Source organism: Ruegeria hyattellae (genome assembly GCF_041537925.1).
Lineage (GTDB): Bacteria > Pseudomonadota > Alphaproteobacteria > Rhodobacterales > Rhodobacteraceae > Ruegeria_C.
Genome location: NZ_JBGOSH010000003.1, coordinates 70,134 through 87,388, shown reverse-complemented (window position 1 = coordinate 87,388; position 17,255 = coordinate 70,134). Strand labels below are relative to the sequence as shown.

Genomic DNA, 17,255 nt, shown 5'->3' with positions numbered 1-17,255 from the left:
GCGTGGAAGTTCCGCGCAGTTTTGCGGGTTATGCAGTGGGGATCAGGGCTCCAGTAGCATCACCTCGACCCGGCGGTTGGTCTCGCGCCCTTCGGGGGTAAGATTGGTTGTGAGTGGCGACAGATAACCCATCCCCTCGGCATCAATGCGCCCCGGTGCGATCCCGTGATCACTCAGCAGCCTGTCGCGCACGGCCTCGGCCCGGCGCTTGCTGAGCGCAATGTTTTTGTCCAGCCGACCGACTGTATCGGTGTGGCCTACAATGGCGACCCGCATCTCCGGCGCGCGTTGCATGGCCTCGGCCAGCGCGGCAAGCGAGGCGTAGTTGCCCGCGCTCAGGTTGTTCGATCCGGTGGCGAATTCGAGGTCCGACAGCACCGCGTGGCCGGTCTGGGTAAGCGTTGAAATCAAATCGGGTTGCGCCTGCGGTTCGGTTTCAGGGATGGTCACCGTGTCTTCGGGCGTGGGTTTTGAACGCCCAGCGGGGGTCACCGAAATCGCCTGAACATAGGCGTCCGATTGCGTGCGGCTAACCAGAACGCTGAGCGCCTCGCCCGTGCGGATCGCCGACAAGAACCTGAAATCCTCCAGCGTCACATACATGTCGGGGGCCGGGATCACCTCGGTCGCGAAGCGAAAATCAAAGCCACCGCAGGTTCTTGCAGCGCAATCGAGGACGATCTCGTAGCCAGCCCGGATCAACTGAGCGCGGATCGGGTCCATGATCTGCAGGGTAGAGCCTGCATAGCCGGTCAACTGCCAGGCGCGCCTGTCGACCCTGCCTTCGAAGCCGCGCACTGGCAGCACCCCGTCCGAGATCACGCCCACTGGTAGATCATAGCTGTCCAGCAGATCGATTCGCTCGGTCACCTGGCGGGCCTCGTCCGGCAGGACCGGAACCTGCGCCTGCGCGGCGGTTGCGGTGCACAGGCAAAGAAAAAGCGCGCGCAGACTCATCGGTGCTGTGCGTGATAGTCTTCGTTCGGGCGCATGCCGCTGGCGCTGGCCACCCTGTTCGACATGTTGAAGAACCCGGCCACATTGATGATGTCCCAGATATCGCGGTCAGAAAAGCCAACATCACGCAGCGCCTGCCGGTCAGCCTCGCTGATCTCGGCGCTGGCTTTGGTGACCGTTTCGGCAAAGTCCAGCATCACCCGCTGACGTGGCTCCAAAGAGGCCACGCGATAATTCATCACCAGCATCTCGCCCAATTGCGGATCGCCCGACAATTGCCGCACTGCCGCGCCGTGGGCCACAAGGCAGTAGAAGCATTTGTTGACCGAGGACACGACCACCGCGATCATCTCGCGTTCCAGCTTGCTGAGCCCGCTATCGGCCAGCATCACGTCGTTATACATCGCGGTAAAGGCGTTGAGCTTGTCTATGTCAAAGGCATTTGCCTTCAGGACATTCGGGATCATCCCCAGCTTTTCCTGGCAGATGTCGAAATATTTTTGCGTTTCCTCGGGTAGCGGGTCCAACATGGGCAGGTCCAGCGCGGTGGGGGATGTCGCTTCGGTCAAGTGGGCTCTCCTGTCTGGTTCAGAATGCGGTAATGATAATGGCCCGCGATCTGCATCCCAAGCGAGCGATAGAGCGCATTGGCCCCGGTATTTGCCTTGGTGCAGATCACACTGAGCGTTTCGGCACCATGTTCAAGCGCCCAGAATGCCACCGCACGCATGGCCCATTTGCCCAGCCCGTTGCGTTGATGTTCGGGCAGAATCTCAAGTGCATGCACCATCGCTGTTGTACCGTGGATTGCTGCGAAACCGGCACCGGCGGGCTTGTCCTTGCGGCGGATCAACAGCCCGGTCTTGGGGCCGGGCGCGCGCTGCATGACCGCCCAGCGGGCCGGGCCGATTCCGGCGTGGGCCCAGATTTCGTTCATGATCGCCAGCGGTTCCCACACGGCGAAAACGGTGACGCGGGGCACAGGGGTGTCGGTCAGCATCGCAGCCGTGCAGGAATAGATGTTGACCGGGTCAAGCACAGTGTAGCCGCGCGTGTCCAGTTCCGCGTCCAGTTTCGTGTCACCGGGCCGGATCATGAAGAGGCATCTCTGCCCCATTTCGCGCATCTGCGCCTCGGCCCGGGCGATATCGTCGAGGGTGGTCGCCCCTTGCGCCGTGGCCGCAGACACCCGGCTGCCACCACCTTGTCCCTCGCGCAGCAGAAAGGCACCATCGCGCATGTAACGGGCCGCGGGCCAGGTGCCGTCGATGATGGCGGGCCAGTCGGCGCTCACAGGGCAAGCTCGGCGGCGAGCCGCGTCACGGCGGCGTCGATCCGGGTTCCGTCGGTGCCGCGCACCACCACATTGGCGCCGAACACACCGTTCAACTGGAACGGATAGCACCCCACCGAAAGATCGTCGAAATCCGAGGCCAGTTGCGACAGGGTGTCGGCAATCTCGCCCTCACCCCGGTTGACCCGCAGGCTTTGTGACAAGAGTGGCGCGCCACCGGTCAGGGTGGGTAGCACCGAGGCGACCATGGCCTGAAAGATCGTCGGAATACCCGCCATCACATGCACATTGCCCAGTGTGAAGCCCGGCGCGGTCGAGACCGGGTTTTCGATCAGCGTCGCGCCGTCAGGAATACGCGCCATCCGCAGGCGCGCGGCATTCAGTTCCAGCCCGGTGCGCTCATAGTGCGCCTCAAGCAGGGCGCGGGCGTCGTCACGGATACCGATGGAGACGCCAAAGGCGCGGGCTATGCATTCGGCGGTGATGTCATCATGGGTCGGCCCGATGCCGCCGCTGGTGAACACATAGTCATACGCCTCGGACAGCGCCCGGGCCGCCGTTTCGATCGCAGCACCCGTATCGCCTACAACGCGGACCTCTTCCAGATCGATGCCCAGCTTGGTCAATTCGGTTGCCAGATGGTGCATATTGGCGTCGCGCGTGCGGCCGGAAAGGATCTCATCCCCGATCACGAGCATGGCGGCGGTTGGATTGGTCATGACATCCCTCACTTGAATGGCGCCCATCGCATCTATAGGCCTGCGAACATGCGCTTTCAAACCCCTCTTGTGCCCGCGACGCTGATCAGACGCTACAAACGCTTTCTGGCCGATTGCCGGTTGGAGGACGGGCAGGAGGTAACGGCCCATTGCGCCAATCCCGGCTCGATGATGGGTCTGGCTGATCCCGGCACCAGAATCTGGTTGGAACCGAATGACGATCCGAAGAAAAAGCTCAAATACGGCTGGCGGCTGGTCGATCACGGGGGTGGGCATTTCACAGGTGTAGATACCTCCGTGCCCAACAAGGCTCTCCGTGTGGCTTTGCAGGCAGGCGAGATCGCCGAATTGGCCGCCTACAAGAGCGTTCGGGCAGAGGTAAAATACGGCCAGAACAGCCGCATCGACTTTCTGCTGACCCAGCCCGGTTTGCCGGACGCCTATGTCGAAGTCAAAAGCGTCACCCTGTCGCGCCAGCCCGGCCTGGCCGAGTTTCCCGACAGCGTGACCGCGCGCGGCACCAAACATCTGCTGGAACTGGCGGCCATGGCCCGGGCCGGGCATCGCGCGATCATGTTCTATCTGGTGCAACGCACTGATTGCCAGCGTTTTGCGCTGGCGGCGGATATAGATCCGGCCTACGCGGCGGCATTTGAACAGGCGCGCCGGGCCGGTGTCGAATATCTGACACGAAGCACGCGTATAATGCCCACGGAAATTACCATTGCCGAAGCGCTCTGACCTGTGATAGCGCGCCCTCTGGTTCTTTTTGCGCAAGGGGCGTAAATAGGGGCCAAAGATGCAAATTATGGAGTGCCCTTTGAAAAAGGACCTTCGCGGCCGCCTGACCAAGGACGGCATCCGCATATACGAACAAGGCGATTTCGCCGGGATGCACGCAGCGGGCGCTCTGGCCGCACGCATCCTTGACGATGTTGCTGACCATGTCTTTCCGGGCCAAACCACCGGCGAGATCGATCGCCTGATCACCGCGATGGTGGAAGAGGCTGGCGCGACCTCTGCCACGATCGGCTACAAGGGCTATCAGCATGCCAGCTGTATCAGTGTCAATCACGTGGTCTGCCACGGCATTCCCGGTGACAAGCGGCTCAAGGATGGCGACATCCTGAACGTCGACGTGACCGTGATCGTCGATGGCTGGTTCGGGGATACCTCGCGCATGTATGTGGCGGGCAAGCTGCCGCGTAAGGCCGAGCGGCTTATCCAAGTTACCCATGACGCGCTGTTCAAGGGCATCGAGATGGTCAAGCCGGGCAACACGTTCGGGGATATCGGCCACGCCATCCAGGCTTATGTCGAGGCACACCGGATGAGCGTCGTGCGCGATTTCTGCGGTCATGGTCTGGGCCGGGTGTTCCACGCGCCGCCCAACGTGCTGCATTACGGCCGTCCGGGCACCGGTGCAACGCTGGAAGAGGGCATGTTCTTTACTATTGAGCCGATGGTCAATCTCGGCCGTCCCGAGACCAAGACGCTGGCCGATGACTGGACGGCGGTGACGCGCGACAAATCTCTGTCAGCGCAGTTCGAGCATTCCGTGGGCGTGACGGCGGACGGGGTCGAGATATTTACCTTGTCGCCCGGCGGCAGATTCCACCCGACTTATTCATCCTGATCCTTTTCCGCCTGCCTGCGCAGAAGGGTCAGCAGCATGGTTTCCCCGCCCCATGGGGTCACCGCATCCTGAATGAATACCGACCCGTGGCGCGGCACAGGCTTTTTCCCGGTTGCCGTGTCCGCAGATGATGCCATGGGCGCCATGCGCCCGGTCCAGACGTTCTCCATGTCGCTCAGGGTATCACAGAGCTGTCAGAGCGCCAAAAGCTCCGGAACCTCATGCATGCTGTGGAACACCTCGGCACCCAGCGCGCACAGGTCGTCGCCATTGTCGTGTGCGGCATAGGCTAGGCAGCGCATCCCGGCGCTGATCGCTGCAGTGACACCGCTGCGGCTGTCTTCGATCACAACCGGGGTTTGTGCTCCGAAATGGCCTGCGGCGATACGAAACAGCCCTGGGTCGGGCTTGGCAACGCCATGCACATAGGCCGAGAACATCCGGTTGCTGAAACGATCCCAAAGTCCATTTTGGCCCAGCGTGATCTGCATCTTCGCTTCGTGTCCGTTGGAGGCGACGCAAAAGGGAACATCTTTCGCATCGAGCGCGTCCAACAGCTCGGGAATGCCGCCAACAAGAGGGCAGCCCGCCTGCAGGCGGGCGTACATTTCACCGTAAATCTCATCGAGCCAGTCATCCGGCAGCGCCGCGCCCAATTCACGCGCCTTTTCCATGACGCCTGACATGGTGCCGCCCACGAAAAAGCCGAGCGCATCCTCCAGTCCCAGTTCCAGCCCGTAGCGTGCCAGATTGTCGACCAAGCACTGGTTCGACATGGTCTCACTGTCCACCAGCACGCCGTCGCAGTCGAAAATCACCAGATCGTGCATGTTACCTACTCACCTTCGATGTTTGGTCCCGCCACATTAGCGAGACATGCGTGTCGCCATATTTGCGCTGGTCCTCTAGCGAAAACCCGTCTGGAGCCGGCATGGGCTGGTTTTCTTCCCAGACCACAAGCGCACCCTCGGCGATCCAGCCGCTTCCCAGCGCGGCGGAGAGCGCCTTTTGCCCGAGCCCCTTGCCATAGGGCGGGTCGAGAAAGACCAGATCGCAAGGCGCGTCGGGGTTCGGTGGCAGCCGCAAGGCGTCGCGGCGGAGCAGATGGGTCCGAGCGGCGCAGCGCGTGATCTCGATATTCTTGCGGATCAGGCTTTGCGCGGCGCGTCCGTCATCGACAAAGGTGACGTGAACGGCACCGCGCGACAGCGTCTCGAGCCCCAGCGCACCTGTGCCGGCAAACAGGTCCAGAACATGCAGATCCTCGAAGTCGATCTGATGTGTCAGCACGTTGAACAGGCTTTCGCGGACCCGGTCGGTTGTGGGGCGCAAGTGCGCACCCGCATCGCCCTTGCCGACCGAGGCCAGAGTCCGGCCCCGGAAATCTCCGGCGATGATCCTCACGCTTTCAACAGCGGTTTCAGATCGGTCTCGGGGTCGGCGACAATTGCGGGATCAGCTGTCTTGCCCATGTCGATCAGTCGTTTGCCGACCATATAGGAACGCGGGTCATTCATCGCATCCACCGCCAGCAGCTGATCGCCGCGATAATACCAGAACGACTTTGTCTGGCCGTCCCCGTTGCGGGTGACTACCCGGTCATAGCCGGTGTTCAGGCCGGCGATCTGTAGCTTCACGTCATATTGATCGGACCAGAACCAGGGCTGCGCCACATAGGGTTTTTCCGTGCCCAGCATGTTGGCGGCGACGATCTCGGCCTGGTCGATGGCGTTGGGTACACTTTCCAGCCGAATTCGGTCACCCTGATGCGGGAACGAGGCGCAATCGCCTGCCGCCCAGATATGCGGGTCTGAGGTGCGGCCAAATTCACTGGTATGGATGCCGTTATCGAGGGCCAGCCCCGCTGCCTCGGCAAGCTCTGTTGCAGGGGTGATTCCGACACCGACTACCACAAAATCGACCGCGATCTCGGACCCATCGGACAAGACCGCCGCGGTCACCTTGCCCGCCTCGCCGGTCAGACGGTCCAGCCCGACACCTTCACGAATATCGACGCCGTGGCCACTGTGCAGAGCGCGAAAATAGTCGCTGGTTTCAGGTGCTGCGACCCGCTGTAGGATGCGGTCGGCCATTTCGACAAGCGTCACCGACACACCTTTCTTGGCGCAAACGGCGGCAGCCTCCAGCCCGATATAGCCACCGCCCACGATCAGCACCTGCGCGCCTTCGCGCAGCGCCGGTGCCATTGCATCGATGCCGGCGTGATCGCGCACCACATGCACCCCGTCCAGATCGCCGCCGATGGCAGCGGGCAGGCGGCGCGGGTGCGACCCTGTCGTCAGCGCCAGTTCATCATAGCTCAGCGTTTCGCCTTCCAGCGCCACGGTTTTTGCGACCGGGTCGATCGCGTTTACATGCTGGCCCAGTTTCAGGGTGATATTGTTCTCGGCATAAAAGCTTTCGGGCCGCAGAAACAGACGCTCTTTCTCCATTTCGCCCAACAGATAGGCCTTGGACAGCGGTGGGCGCTGATAAGGCAGGATGGGCTCGGCCCCGATCAGCGTTATGTCGCCGTCGAACCCGTCCTTTCGCAGCCTGGCAACCAGAGACGACCCTGCCTGCCCGGCGCCGATCACGACAATATGGCTCATTTTCCCTCGTCCGATCCGTTTATGATGGTATCACTCTTGCGTCCAGCTATATGCAAGCAAGCGACGTTCCGCAAATCCAACCAAAAGGAAAAGCACGATGATTTCAGTTGGTGACACCCTGCCCGACGCAACCATGACCCGGATCGGGGCCGAAGGGCCCGAGGCGGTGGCCATGTCCGACAAGATCAACGGGCGCAAGGTCGTGGTTTTTGCGGTACCCGGCGCCTATACGCCGACCTGCAGCTCGGCGCATGTGCCCAGCTTCATGCGCACCAAAGCGGCCTTCGACGAGAAGGGTGTCGACGAGATCATCTGCGTGTCGGTGAACGACCCGTTCGTGATGCATGCCTGGGGTCAGGCGACCGGCGCGTCCGAGGCGGGCCTGACCATGCTTGCGGATGCCGAATGTGCCTTTACCGATGCGATCGGCATGCGCTTTGACGCGCCGCCCGCCGGGCTTATCGCGCGGTCCAAGCGCTATGCGATGCTGGTCGATGACGGCAAGGTCGTGGCACTGAATGTCGAGGACAATCCGGGCGTATGCGAAACCTCGGCCGGCGAGGCGCTTCTGGACGAGATGTAAGTGCCAGATTAATTTTTTAGGGGCAGGGGTGAAAACACCCCTGTTTGCCCTCAATCAGCTTGCCAGTCGGGCAAAAGGGCTGTTCTCTGGGCATCAGCACTGGAGGTCAAATGACATGAATCGAACGCTGGCAATTTTTTCAATGCTCGCGATGGGCGTATTGCAGGCCTGCGGACCTGCGGCAACGCCCGAGCAGCAGCGGCAACGGGAACACGAAATTGCCTGTCTCAGCGGCTCGCTTGGCGGCGCGCTGATTGGCGGGGCCATCGGCAGTCAATTCGGCGGTGGGACGGGTCAGACCATCCTGACCGCAGCGGGCGCTGGCACAGGTGCCGTGGCGGGCAACCGCTATGCTTGTGGATAAGGAGGACAGGAACATGACAATAAGCAAAGTCTTTCTGACTGGCATCGCGTTGGGCCTGGCCGGGGTTGCATCCGCCCAGACACCCGAGATCGGCGAGGCCAGCCTTGCCGCCATCGACAAGAATGGGGACGGGATGGTATCCGGCCCAGAGTATCAGGAGTTCTCCAACTACTCTTTCGACCAGATTGATACCAACAAGAACGGCAGCCTGAGCGCGGCGGAACTAACTGCAGCGGGTGCGGGCGAACATATGTCCGGCACCGATGCCAATGGCGACGGCAAGGTTACGAAATCCGAGCTGTCAGAACAGATGGCCAAGGATTTCAACGAGGCGGACAAGGATGGCGACGGGCAGTTGAACTGATCCCGACGCTGAAGATAATTCAGACCGGGCGCAGACCAGCGCCCGGTTTATTTTACCTTGCGGCTATCTCAGATCAGCGAATCCATCTTGCGGGCCAGCTTGGCGTCCAGTGATGAAAGCCCGTCAACGTCATGGGTAGTCAACACCACGTCGACCGTTTTGTAGACATTGCGCCATTCGGGGTGATGATTCCATTTTTCGGCCCAGATCGCCGCCTTGGTCATCCAGCCGAAGGCCTCAACGAAATTGTCGAAGATGAAGGTTTTGGTGATGGCGTCGCGATCCTCGATCAGCGCCCATCCATTGTCGAACAGCGGCTGCAGCAGAGGGCCGCGTGTTTCGTCGCTCAGGCGTTCTGTCATTGCTGTTCCTCCACATCTGGTTTTCTGAATGGGCCATATTCGGTCAGCAGTTCTATCTCATCTGTGATCGCGTCCCGCTCGGCATCGAGATAGCGCGCGATGGCATCGGCGAAATTTGGGTCGCCGACCCAGTGCAGCGAGTGGGTCTGCGTCGGAAGGTAGCCGCGCGCCAGCTTGTGATCGCCCTGCGCTCCGGCCTCGACCCGTTTCAGGCCCTGGGCAATCGCCAGATCGATGGCCTGATAATAGCACAACTCAAAGTGGAGGCACGGATGATGTTCGATGCAGCCCCAATAGCGACCATAGAGTGTCTCGCGCCCGATGAAATTTAGCGCTCCCGCGATGGGCACCCCGTCGCGTTCCGCAAAGACCAGCGCCATATCCCCGGCCATGGTCTGCTGCGCCAGATCGAAGAAGTGCCGGGTCAGATAGGGAGCGCCCCACTTTCGTGCTCCGGTATCCTGATAGAAGGTCCAGAACGCGTCCCAATGACCCGGTCTCAGTTCCGTCCCGGAATAAGTACGGATCTCGCCGCCAAACCTTTGCGCCTGCATCCGTTCCTTGCGCAGATTTTTACGTTTGCGCGAGGACAGTGCGGCCAGAAACCCGTCGAAATCGGCGTAGTTGTCATTGAGCCAGTGAAATTGTTGTGTCGTGCGATGCATGAGGCCCATTTGCGTGCCCGCCTCTGCTTCGGCCTCGGCGCAGAAGGTGATGTGCAGGGACGAGATCTCGTTTTCCGACGCAAGCTGCACTGCGCCCTGGATAAGTGCCGAGATACCGATCGTTTCATATCCAGGCCGGGTCAGAAAGCGGCGGCCGGTGGCAGGTGTGAAGGGCGCGGCGATCTGCAGTTTCGGATAATAGCGCCCGCCTGCGTGTTCATAGGCATGGGCCCAGTTGTGGTCGAAGATATACTCGCCTTGACTGTGTGATTTGGCATACATGGGCGCCGCCGCAACCATCTGCCCGTCGAGATGGACGGTCAGGTATTGCGGCTGCCAGCCGGTGCCCGGACCCACCGATCCACTGTCTTCCAACGCCGACAGGAACCTGTGGGTGGTGAATGGGTCATAGGGTCGGCCACCATCCGAGACCTCAGGGCAGGCGCACGCATCCCACTCCGCTGCCGTCACCTGCGACAGGGATCCAAGAACCCGAGCTTCGACCTGCGCCTGATCCATCCGTCCTCCGCACCTTGGTGTCTATCTGTGTCCCGCGTGGCGTGGTTCAACCCGGATGTGCGGCCAGATACCCTTCGAACGTCACATTGTCGGCCACCTCGCGGGCTTTCGCCTCTTGTGCTTGGCTGCGAATGGTCCAGCACAGAATCGGCACGCCCTGCGCCTTCAACTCCGCAACGCGGGGGCGGTCCAAATCTCCGGCCTCGTGACTGATGAAGCTGGCCTGAACCGCGTCGAAATCGGGAATCTCACGCAGGTGGTCGCGGGTGGTCGCAGACAGCGGCCAGTCTTCGGGACCATAGGAACTGGTGACCAGACCGCGCGCGATGCCGGGGGCTAGTCGCGCCATCTCGGCCACGCTATGTGGATTGAAGGACATTACCGCCACCGGCCCGGAATAGCTGGCCAGCTCCTGCGCCGTAGCCTGTTCCAATGGGCCGATATTGGGTCCCATGCCACCATCCTGATCCTTCAACTCGATCAGCAGCGGCACTTGGCCCGCCACCAGTTCCAGCACCTCGGACAGGCCCGGTATCCCTTCGCCGTCCCCATGCAGGAGCGGCATCGCGCTGGCCTCTGCCGCGACCAGCGACCGGATCACGCCGGGCTGGCCCGCAAGGCGCGCCAGTTCGTAATCGTGAAACACCACCGCCTGATCGTCGCGGGAAAGTTGCAGATCGATCTCGATCCCGTAGCTGGCGGTGATTGCGGCCCGTATGGCAGCCCGGCTGTTTTCCGGGCGGCCCTGACTGACGTCGTGCAGCGCCCGGTGGGTGATCGGGGCGTTCAGAAAGACGGCGGGCAGATCGGGGCGCATCAGCTGACCTCGAAGATGCCTTCGATTTCGACCGCAACGCCGAAGGGCAGAGAGGCGGCGCTGACTGCCGACCGCGAATGGCGGCCTGCCTCGCCCAATGCTTCGGCCATGAAATCCGAGGCACCGTTGATGACCTTGGGCTGGTCACCGAAATCCGCAGTTGAGTTCACAAAGCCGGTCAGCTTGATCACTCGTACCAGCCGGTCAATATCGCCCTCACAAGCCGCCTTGACCTGAGCCAGCAGATTGATCGCGCAGACACGAGCCGCCGCGGCGCCCGCCGCGACGTCCATATCGTCGCCCAGCTTGCCGGTGATCATGCCATCCGCGTTCATCGAGACCTGGCCCGAGACATAGACAATGTTGCCGACTTTCACGAAAGGCACATAATTTGCCGCCGGTGCGGGTGCGTCCGGCAGGGTGACACCAAGGCTTTGCAGCTTTGCACTGAAACTCATGACCCGTGTTCCTCCTGTTGCGGGGCTTGGCCGGACGCTAGCGGTGAAGCGGCACCGGGGGAAGCCCGAAAAACCACGTTGGCACGCGGGAAATCGCGCGCGACATGCCGGGAACAGGCGGTATTGCCCGGCCAGCAGAGGCCTGCGCGCACGATTTCGGCAATTCGGTTTCAAATTCTCGCCACATCACCTATGTAAGCCCGAAAGGCCCATTTGTGGGCCTGCGTTTCATTCGCTAATAAAATCACGGAAACCATTCGAGCGGACCAAGACCAAAATGCGTTACCTGTCTTCTTCCTGTCGGCTGCTTTGCGCGCTGATGCTGGCCTTATTGGTGTCAGCCTGCGCCACCCAAACGCCAGAACAGCGTGCGCGCGGCGAGATTTTTGACCCGTATGAGAACACCAACCGCTCGATCCATTCGTTTAATCGGGGCGTGGACAAGGCCATTTTCCGCCCGGCGTCCAAGGGCTATGTCACGATCGTACCGGCACCGGTTGTAACCGGCTTCAGCAATTTTGCGGAAAACCTGTCCTATCCCGGCCAGACGCTGGATTACCTGCTACAAGGCAATCCGCGCGAGGCTGGTATCGCCGCCGGACGGTTCCTGCTGAACACGACCTATGGGCTGGCGGGCTTCTTCGATCCCGCCTCCGAGCTGCAAATTCCGCGCGTCGATACCAATTTCGGCGAGACCCTGCATGTCTGGGGCTTTGGCGAGGGGGCCTATGTCGAACTGCCGCTCTATGGCCCCAGCACGACCCGGGACGCGGTGGGCGTTGTCACCAATGCCATCACCAACCCGCTGGGCTTCGGCATCGTGCGGCCGGTCGAAAACATCGGCGTCTATGCCGAGGTCCTGCGTCGCATGGGCGATCGCGGCAACTTTTCGGATACGGTCGATTCGATCCTTTACGGCAGCGCCGACAGCTATGCGCAGGCCCGCCTGATCTATCTGCAAAATCGCAGGTTCGAGCTTGCGAATAGCGGCAGCGGTTCTACGTTAGATCTTTATGCCGATCCCTATGCCGAGTTTGACACAGGGACGGACGTGTATGACGACCCTTATGAGGACCCCTATGCGCAGTAATACGATTTCCCGCCGTTCTTTTGTGATGACCGCCTTGGCTGGTGTTGGTACCGCCCTGGTGCCGATGCCCGCCTTGGCGCTGACCGAACAAAGCGCCCGTGCGCTGGTCGATGAGGTGGTGGCCAATATCAACCAGGTCATTGCCTCGGGAAAATCCGAAAACTCGATGATCAAGGATTTCGAACGCATCTTCGTACGGTATGCCGATGTGCCGATCATGGCCCGCTATGCGCTGGGTCCGGATGCGCGTTCGGCCTCCAGATCGCAGATGCGGTCATTCACCAAGGCGTTTCAGGGATATATCTCGCGCAAATACGGTCGCCGTTTCCGCGAATTTGTCGGTGGGCGGGTCGAGGTGAAATCCACCCGTAAAATCAAGGCTGGGTACGAGATCAGAAGCACCGCCTATCTGCAGGGGCAGGCGCCGTTTGAGGTCACGTTCCTGGTTTCGGACAAGTCCGGCAAGGAAAAGTTCTTCAACATGTTCATCGAAGGCGTGAACCTGCTGCTGACCGAGCGCACCGAAATCGGCGCGATGCTGGACCAGCGCAAGGGCAACCTGAACCAGTTGATCAAGGATCTGCCCAGCGCCGGATAAGATGGCTGATGTCGGAGCAGGCCCCGCAGGTGCGGGGCCTTATCTGTTCCCGCCAAAGATATCCTTGAGCAACTTGTCCACCGCCTTGCCGAGGCCCCCCCCGCTGCGCTTTTTCTTGCGCTTGGGCTCTGCCACGCGGGTGGGTTGCACTGGTTCAGCCATGGGCAGCGGTTTGGGCGCGATCCCTTCGTTGACGCGCACCATTGTCTCGCGCCAGATCTCGGTGGGCAGGCCGCCTCCGGTCACACCCGAAAGCGGCGTGTTGTCGTCATAGCCCATCCAGACCCCTGTCACGTAATCGGCGGTGAAACCGATGAACCAGGCGTCACGCGCGGCCTGAGTGGTGCCGGTCTTGCCCGCGGCCTGGCGGTCGGGCAGCTGCGCCCGTTTTCCGGTGCCTTCTGAAACCACTTTCTCCATCATCCAGATCAGTTGCTGTGCGGCCTCGGTGCGGATCACCCGCTCACCGATGCCGCCGGTATTGTCGATCAGCGACTCACTGTCGCCCAGCAGGGTCAGCTTTTCCATGCCATAGGGCGTCACCGAAGAGCCGCCATTGAGAATGCCGGCATATGCCCCGGTCATTTCCAGCAACGTGCTTTCTGACGCACCCAGCGCCAAGGCCGGACCATCAGCCAGCTCGTTGTCGATGCCAAATTCGCTGGCCACATGCCGAACCTTGTCGCGCCCGGCGATTTCGGAAACCTTCACCGCTGGCACATTAAGCGAATCCCTGAGGGCCCGGGCCAACGATACCCGACCATAATGCTTGTGGGTGTAGTTCTTGGGGCACCATTGGCCTGACCCGGGAACGTTCATGCAATAGGGTTCGTCCATCACCGTATCGAGCGGTGAATACCCCAGCTCCAGCGCGGTGGCATAGACAAAGGGCTTGAACGAGGATCCGGTCTGACGCTTGGCCTGCGTCGCGCGGTTGAAGGCACCGTTCACCTTGGTTTCGCGCCCGCCCACCATGGCGCGCACAGCACCATCGGCGGACATGACAACGATGGCCGCCTGCGCCTTGGATCCTTCGCGTACCTTTTCCTGGAACACGAATTGCATCGCCTCTTCGGCCGAGCGCTGGATGCGCGGGTCGAGCGTGGTGCGGATGATCACGTCTTCGGTGGTGTTGCCCCCGAAAAAGCCGGGTAGTTCGCTCATGATCCAGTCGGCGAAATAGCCACCAGCGCGGGCGGCGGCGGCCTCGGACAGGCGCGCGGGGTTGTTGCGGGCGTCATTGGCCTGCGCCGTGGTCAGGTAGCCCTGGTTTTCCATCAGGCCCACGATCAGCCGCGCGCGCTCTTGCGAGCGTTTGAGGTTGTTGGTGGGCGCATAGCGGGAGGGGGCCACCAGTAGCCCGGCCAGCATCGCCGCCTCGGCCGGGTCGACCTCGGCTGCGGATTTCCCGAAATAGCGCTGGCTGGCCGCCTCGAACCCACGCGCCCCGGCGCCCAGAAAGGCGCGGTTCAGATAGATGGTCAGCACCTCATCCTTGGAATACTTGGCCTCCATCGCCATTGCATAGATGGCTTCCTTGGCCTTGCGCCAGAGCGAGCCTTGACGGCAATCGCTTTCATAGGCGGTCTCCGATTCCCACTCCTTTGGATCATAGGGCACACCAAGGCACAGCAGCTTGGCGGTCTGCTGGGTGATCGTTGATCCGCCATGGCCGGAAAGCGGGCCGCGCCCCTCGCGCAGGTTGATGCTGACCGCGCTGGCGACGCCGCGCGGGCTGACACCGAAATGGCGGTAGAACCGCTTGTCCTCGGTCGCGACAACGGCGTTTTTGAGATAGGGCGAGACGGTGTCGGCGGTGATCGCCCCGCCAAACTGATCGCCACGCCAGGCAAAGACGCGCCCGTCCTGGTCCAGCAACGTAACTGAACCGCGCGCGCGCCCGTCCAGCAGCGCGCTGGGCTCGGGCAGGGTAGTATAGACATAGCCCACCGCCAAGGCGATCAGCAGCCCGGCAACCAGCCCGACCCGCCAGGTAAAGCCCCAGATCAGCCGGAACACCCAGCGAAACAGCCGCTGAAACAGCCCGATGATACCACCACGTGTCTTGCGCGCCGTGCGCTGCGACTTGCGCCGCGCCGGTTTCCGTCTGGTCTTTGCCGCAGGCTTTTTCTTCGGGGTGGCCCGCTTTTTTGGCTTCGGCTTGGTTCCCGACGAATACCGCCTGTCCGCAACCAAAGGCGGCTTTCGTCGTTTGGAATCGCTCATGTCTGACTCTGCCCGGTTCTTGTCTTTGCCGCACAATACCCTGCCCGTAACGGCGTGTTGAGGGGATATTGCGCAGAAATTCGACCTTTCATGGGCGCTTAAAAAATAGTCAAACAAGGTAAGTTGTGCAAAAAATGTGCAACTTAACCACCTGAATGCCCTTTCTGACCCGCCCTTGCGTTCCCTGTCCCGGGGAATCCGGGAAGTTTCTGCACATGCAAAATGCCGGATCACACCGGTGGAACGAAGGGGAACACCGTGAAACTCATCATAGCGACAATCAAACCGTTCAAGCTGGAGGAGGTCCGCGAAGCGCTGACCGAGGCCGGTGTGCGTGGGATGATGGTGACGGAAATAAAGGGCTTTGGGTCTCAGTCGGGGCATACCGAGATCTACCGCGGCGCCGAATATGCGGTGAATTTCGTGCCCAAGATCAAGCTCGAGATCGTGGTGACCGCAAACATGGTCGAGCAGGTGATCGACACCATCGCGACCACCGCGAAGACCGGAAAAATCGGTGACGGCAAGATCTTCGTTCTCGACGTGCAGCAGGCGGTCCGCGTCCGCACCGGCGAGACCAACGAAGACGCCCTCTGAGCCAAAGACACTCCAATTCCAGGAACAAGAACATGAACCTTTCAAAATCACTCATTCCTGCCGCCGCGATCTGCGCGGTGCCGCAGCTGGGGCTGGCCCAGGAGGCCACCTCTGGCGAGGCCGCGCAGCACACGCAATACATCCTGACAACGCTGCTGTTTCTGATCGGCGGCTTTCTGGTCTTCTGGATGGCGGCCGGTTTCGCCATGCTTGAGGCTGGTCTGGTGCGGTCGAAAAACGTGGCCATGCAACTGGTCAAGAACATGGGACTCTTTTCCTTCGCCGCCATCATGTACTGGCTGGTGGGTTTCAACCTGATGTATCCGGGCGATGGCTGGACCATTCCGGGTATTTTGGGCGGGTTCGCGCCCACCTCACTTGAACCAGTTGGACTGGACGGCGTGGAAACCGATCTGTCCTATGCCTCGGTCGGGTCGGATTTCTTCTTTCAGCTGATGTTCTGCGCCACAACCGCCTCGATCGTGTCGGGCACAGTGGCTGAACGGATCAAGCTGTGGCCGTTTTTCCTTTTCGTCATCATCCTGACCGGCATCATCTATCCGATTGAGGCGTCTTGGCAGTGGGGCGGTGGCTGGCTGTCCGAGATGGGTTTCAGCGATTTCGCAGGCTCGACCCTGGTGCACGCCGCAGGAGGCTTTGCCGCGCTGGCCGGTGCCATTGTGCTGGGTCCGCGTATCGGCAAATACAACAAGGATGGCAAGGTCGTGCCCATTCCCGGTTCGAACCTGGCGCTGGCCACATTGGGAACGTTCATCCTGTGGCTGGGCTGGTTCGGCTTCAATGGTGGCTCGCAACTGGCCATGGGAACGATCGGAGACGTTGCGGATGTCAGCCGCATCTTTGCCAACACCAACATGGCCGCCGCAGCCGGCGCTGTCGCCGCGCTGATCCTGACGCAGCTAAAGTTTGGCAAGGTCGACCTGACCATGGTTCTGAACGGCGCGCTGGCCGGTCTGGTTTCGATCACGGCCGAACCGCTGGCCCCGTCGCTGTTCCAGTCGCTGATCATCGGGGCTGTGGGCGGTGTGATCGTGGTCTTTGCCGTGCCGATGCTGGACCGGATGAAAATCGACGACGTCGTCGGCGCGATCCCGGTTCACCTGCTTGCCGGTCTTTGGGGTACGTTCATCGTGGCCTGGACCAATGGTGATGCATCTTATGTGACCCAGATTATCGGCTTTGCCGCCATCGGCATCTTCGTGTTCGTGGTCAGCTTCATCCTGTTCGCGATCATCAAGGCCACCGTCGGATTGCGGGTCGGCGAGGAAGAAGAGATCAACGGCCTCGACATGGGCGAGCTGGGCATGGAGGCCTATCCAGAGTTCTCGAAAGGCTGATTTTCTTGCCGCAAGAGTTTGAGGCCCCGGTGTTAC

22 protein-coding genes are annotated in these 17,255 nt (G+C 61.2%); 9 read left to right on the top strand and 13 right to left on the bottom strand.

Features of this window, described 5'->3' with window-relative positions:
* Positions 1-42 precede the first annotated feature (42 nt).
* Genes AB1E33_RS07855 through AB1E33_RS07840 form a run of 4 tightly spaced genes read right to left on the bottom strand, consistent with a single transcriptional unit; the run spans position 43 to position 2,970 of the window.
* On the bottom strand, positions 43-957 hold the full coding sequence (locus AB1E33_RS07855) for an OmpA family protein (RefSeq protein ID WP_372576716.1): 915 nt from the start codon (positions 955-957) through the stop codon (positions 43-45).
* Positions 954-1,526 (bottom strand): peroxidase-related enzyme, encoded by a 573-nt coding sequence (locus AB1E33_RS07850; RefSeq protein ID WP_372576715.1) that lies wholly within the window; start codon positions 1,524-1,526, stop codon positions 954-956. The genes AB1E33_RS07855 and AB1E33_RS07850 overlap by 4 nt, the downstream gene beginning before the upstream one ends.
* On the bottom strand, positions 1,523-2,251 hold the full coding sequence (locus AB1E33_RS07845) for a GNAT family N-acetyltransferase (protein WP_372576714.1): 729 nt from the start codon (positions 2,249-2,251) through the stop codon (positions 1,523-1,525). The genes AB1E33_RS07850 and AB1E33_RS07845 overlap by 4 nt, the downstream gene beginning before the upstream one ends.
* A complete protein-coding gene (locus AB1E33_RS07840) occupies positions 2,248-2,970 on the bottom strand; it encodes a competence/damage-inducible protein A (protein WP_372576713.1) in 723 nt (240 codons plus the stop codon). The genes AB1E33_RS07845 and AB1E33_RS07840 overlap by 4 nt, the downstream gene beginning before the upstream one ends.
* 48 nt (positions 2,971-3,018) lie before the next feature.
* Here AB1E33_RS07840 and sfsA point away from each other — a divergent pair, with 48 nt between their 5' ends.
* On the top strand, positions 3,019-3,711 hold the full coding sequence (gene sfsA / locus AB1E33_RS07835; protein WP_372576712.1) for a DNA/RNA nuclease SfsA: 693 nt from the start codon (positions 3,019-3,021) through the stop codon (positions 3,709-3,711).
* 79 nt (positions 3,712-3,790) lie between these two features.
* A complete protein-coding gene (gene map / locus AB1E33_RS07830; RefSeq protein WP_372576711.1) occupies positions 3,791-4,606 on the top strand; it encodes a type I methionyl aminopeptidase in 816 nt (271 codons plus the stop codon).
* On the opposite strand, the gene AB1E33_RS07825 is transcribed toward map, so the two are convergent.
* Genes AB1E33_RS07825 through AB1E33_RS07810 form a run of 4 tightly spaced genes read right to left on the bottom strand, consistent with a single transcriptional unit; the run spans position 4,594 to position 7,218 of the window.
* Positions 4,594-4,743, bottom strand: coding sequence for a hypothetical protein (locus AB1E33_RS07825; protein ID WP_372576710.1), 150 nt, complete (start codon positions 4,741-4,743; stop codon positions 4,594-4,596). The two genes, map and AB1E33_RS07825, sit on opposite strands and share 13 nt — an antisense overlap.
* A gap of 57 nt (positions 4,744-4,800) precedes the next feature.
* Positions 4,801-5,436 (bottom strand): HAD family hydrolase, encoded by a 636-nt coding sequence (locus AB1E33_RS07820; RefSeq protein ID WP_372576709.1) that lies wholly within the window; start codon positions 5,434-5,436, stop codon positions 4,801-4,803.
* A gap of 1 nt (position 5,437) precedes the next feature.
* Positions 5,438-6,010 carry a 16S rRNA (guanine(966)-N(2))-methyltransferase RsmD gene (gene rsmD, locus AB1E33_RS07815; RefSeq protein ID WP_372576708.1) on the bottom strand — a complete coding sequence of 191 codons (573 nt, stop codon included), beginning with the start codon at positions 6,008-6,010 and terminating at the stop codon, positions 5,438-5,440.
* A complete protein-coding gene (locus AB1E33_RS07810; RefSeq protein WP_372576707.1) occupies positions 6,007-7,218 on the bottom strand; it encodes an NAD(P)/FAD-dependent oxidoreductase in 1,212 nt (403 codons plus the stop codon). The genes rsmD and AB1E33_RS07810 overlap by 4 nt, the downstream gene beginning before the upstream one ends.
* 97 nt (positions 7,219-7,315) lie before the next feature.
* Between AB1E33_RS07810 and AB1E33_RS07805 the strand changes: the two genes are divergently transcribed.
* The 3 genes from AB1E33_RS07805 (at position 7,316) to AB1E33_RS07795 (ending at position 8,529) form a co-directional block, all read left to right on the top strand.
* The gene (locus tag AB1E33_RS07805) at positions 7,316-7,801 is read left to right on the top strand and encodes a peroxiredoxin (protein WP_372576706.1); all 486 of its coding nucleotides are present in this window, start codon (positions 7,316-7,318) and stop codon (positions 7,799-7,801) included.
* Between the two features lie 115 nt (positions 7,802-7,916).
* Entirely contained in the window at positions 7,917-8,165 is a 249-nt protein-coding gene (locus AB1E33_RS07800; protein ID WP_372576705.1) for a glycine zipper 2TM domain-containing protein, read from the top strand.
* 13 nt (positions 8,166-8,178) lie between these two features.
* A complete protein-coding gene (locus tag AB1E33_RS07795) occupies positions 8,179-8,529 on the top strand; it encodes an EF-hand domain-containing protein (RefSeq protein ID WP_372576704.1) in 351 nt (116 codons plus the stop codon).
* A gap of 68 nt (positions 8,530-8,597) precedes the next feature.
* Here AB1E33_RS07795 and AB1E33_RS07790 read toward each other — a convergent pair whose 3' ends face one another.
* Genes AB1E33_RS07790 through AB1E33_RS07775 form a run of 4 tightly spaced genes read right to left on the bottom strand, consistent with a single transcriptional unit; the run spans position 8,598 to position 11,350 of the window.
* Positions 8,598-8,891 carry a 4a-hydroxytetrahydrobiopterin dehydratase gene (locus tag AB1E33_RS07790; protein ID WP_372576703.1) on the bottom strand — a complete coding sequence of 98 codons (294 nt, stop codon included), beginning with the start codon at positions 8,889-8,891 and terminating at the stop codon, positions 8,598-8,600.
* The gene (locus AB1E33_RS07785) at positions 8,888-10,075 is read right to left on the bottom strand and encodes a GNAT family N-acetyltransferase (protein WP_372576702.1); all 1,188 of its coding nucleotides are present in this window, start codon (positions 10,073-10,075) and stop codon (positions 8,888-8,890) included. The genes AB1E33_RS07790 and AB1E33_RS07785 overlap by 4 nt, the downstream gene beginning before the upstream one ends.
* 46 nt (positions 10,076-10,121) lie before the next feature.
* Complete coding sequence (locus AB1E33_RS07780) at positions 10,122-10,892, bottom strand: glycerophosphodiester phosphodiesterase family protein (protein ID WP_372576701.1); 771 nt, start codon at positions 10,890-10,892, stop codon at positions 10,122-10,124.
* Positions 10,892-11,350, bottom strand: coding sequence for a RidA family protein (locus AB1E33_RS07775; protein WP_372576700.1), 459 nt, complete (start codon positions 11,348-11,350; stop codon positions 10,892-10,894). Before AB1E33_RS07775 ends, AB1E33_RS07780 begins: the two co-directional genes overlap by 1 nt.
* A gap of 319 nt (positions 11,351-11,669) precedes the next feature.
* Here AB1E33_RS07775 and AB1E33_RS07770 point away from each other — a divergent pair, with 319 nt between their 5' ends.
* Entirely contained in the window at positions 11,670-12,440 is a 771-nt protein-coding gene (locus AB1E33_RS07770) for an MlaA family lipoprotein (RefSeq protein ID WP_372576699.1), read from the top strand.
* Positions 12,430-13,038, top strand: a complete 609-nt coding sequence (locus tag AB1E33_RS07765; protein ID WP_372576698.1) for an MlaC/ttg2D family ABC transporter substrate-binding protein — start codon at positions 12,430-12,432, stop codon at positions 13,036-13,038. Before AB1E33_RS07770 ends, AB1E33_RS07765 begins: the two co-directional genes overlap by 11 nt.
* Positions 13,039-13,077: 39 nt before the next feature.
* Here AB1E33_RS07765 and AB1E33_RS07760 read toward each other — a convergent pair whose 3' ends face one another.
* On the bottom strand, positions 13,078-15,264 hold the full coding sequence (locus AB1E33_RS07760) for a transglycosylase domain-containing protein (protein WP_372576697.1): 2,187 nt from the start codon (positions 15,262-15,264) through the stop codon (positions 13,078-13,080).
* 258 nt (positions 15,265-15,522) lie between these two features.
* Between AB1E33_RS07760 and AB1E33_RS07755 the strand changes: the two genes are divergently transcribed.
* The gene (locus AB1E33_RS07755) at positions 15,523-15,861 is read left to right on the top strand and encodes a P-II family nitrogen regulator (RefSeq protein ID WP_372576696.1); all 339 of its coding nucleotides are present in this window, start codon (positions 15,523-15,525) and stop codon (positions 15,859-15,861) included.
* Between the two features lie 32 nt (positions 15,862-15,893).
* A complete protein-coding gene (gene amtB / locus AB1E33_RS07750) occupies positions 15,894-17,219 on the top strand; it encodes an ammonium transporter AmtB (protein ID WP_372576695.1) in 1,326 nt (441 codons plus the stop codon).
* Positions 17,220-17,255: the final 36 nt, after the last annotated feature.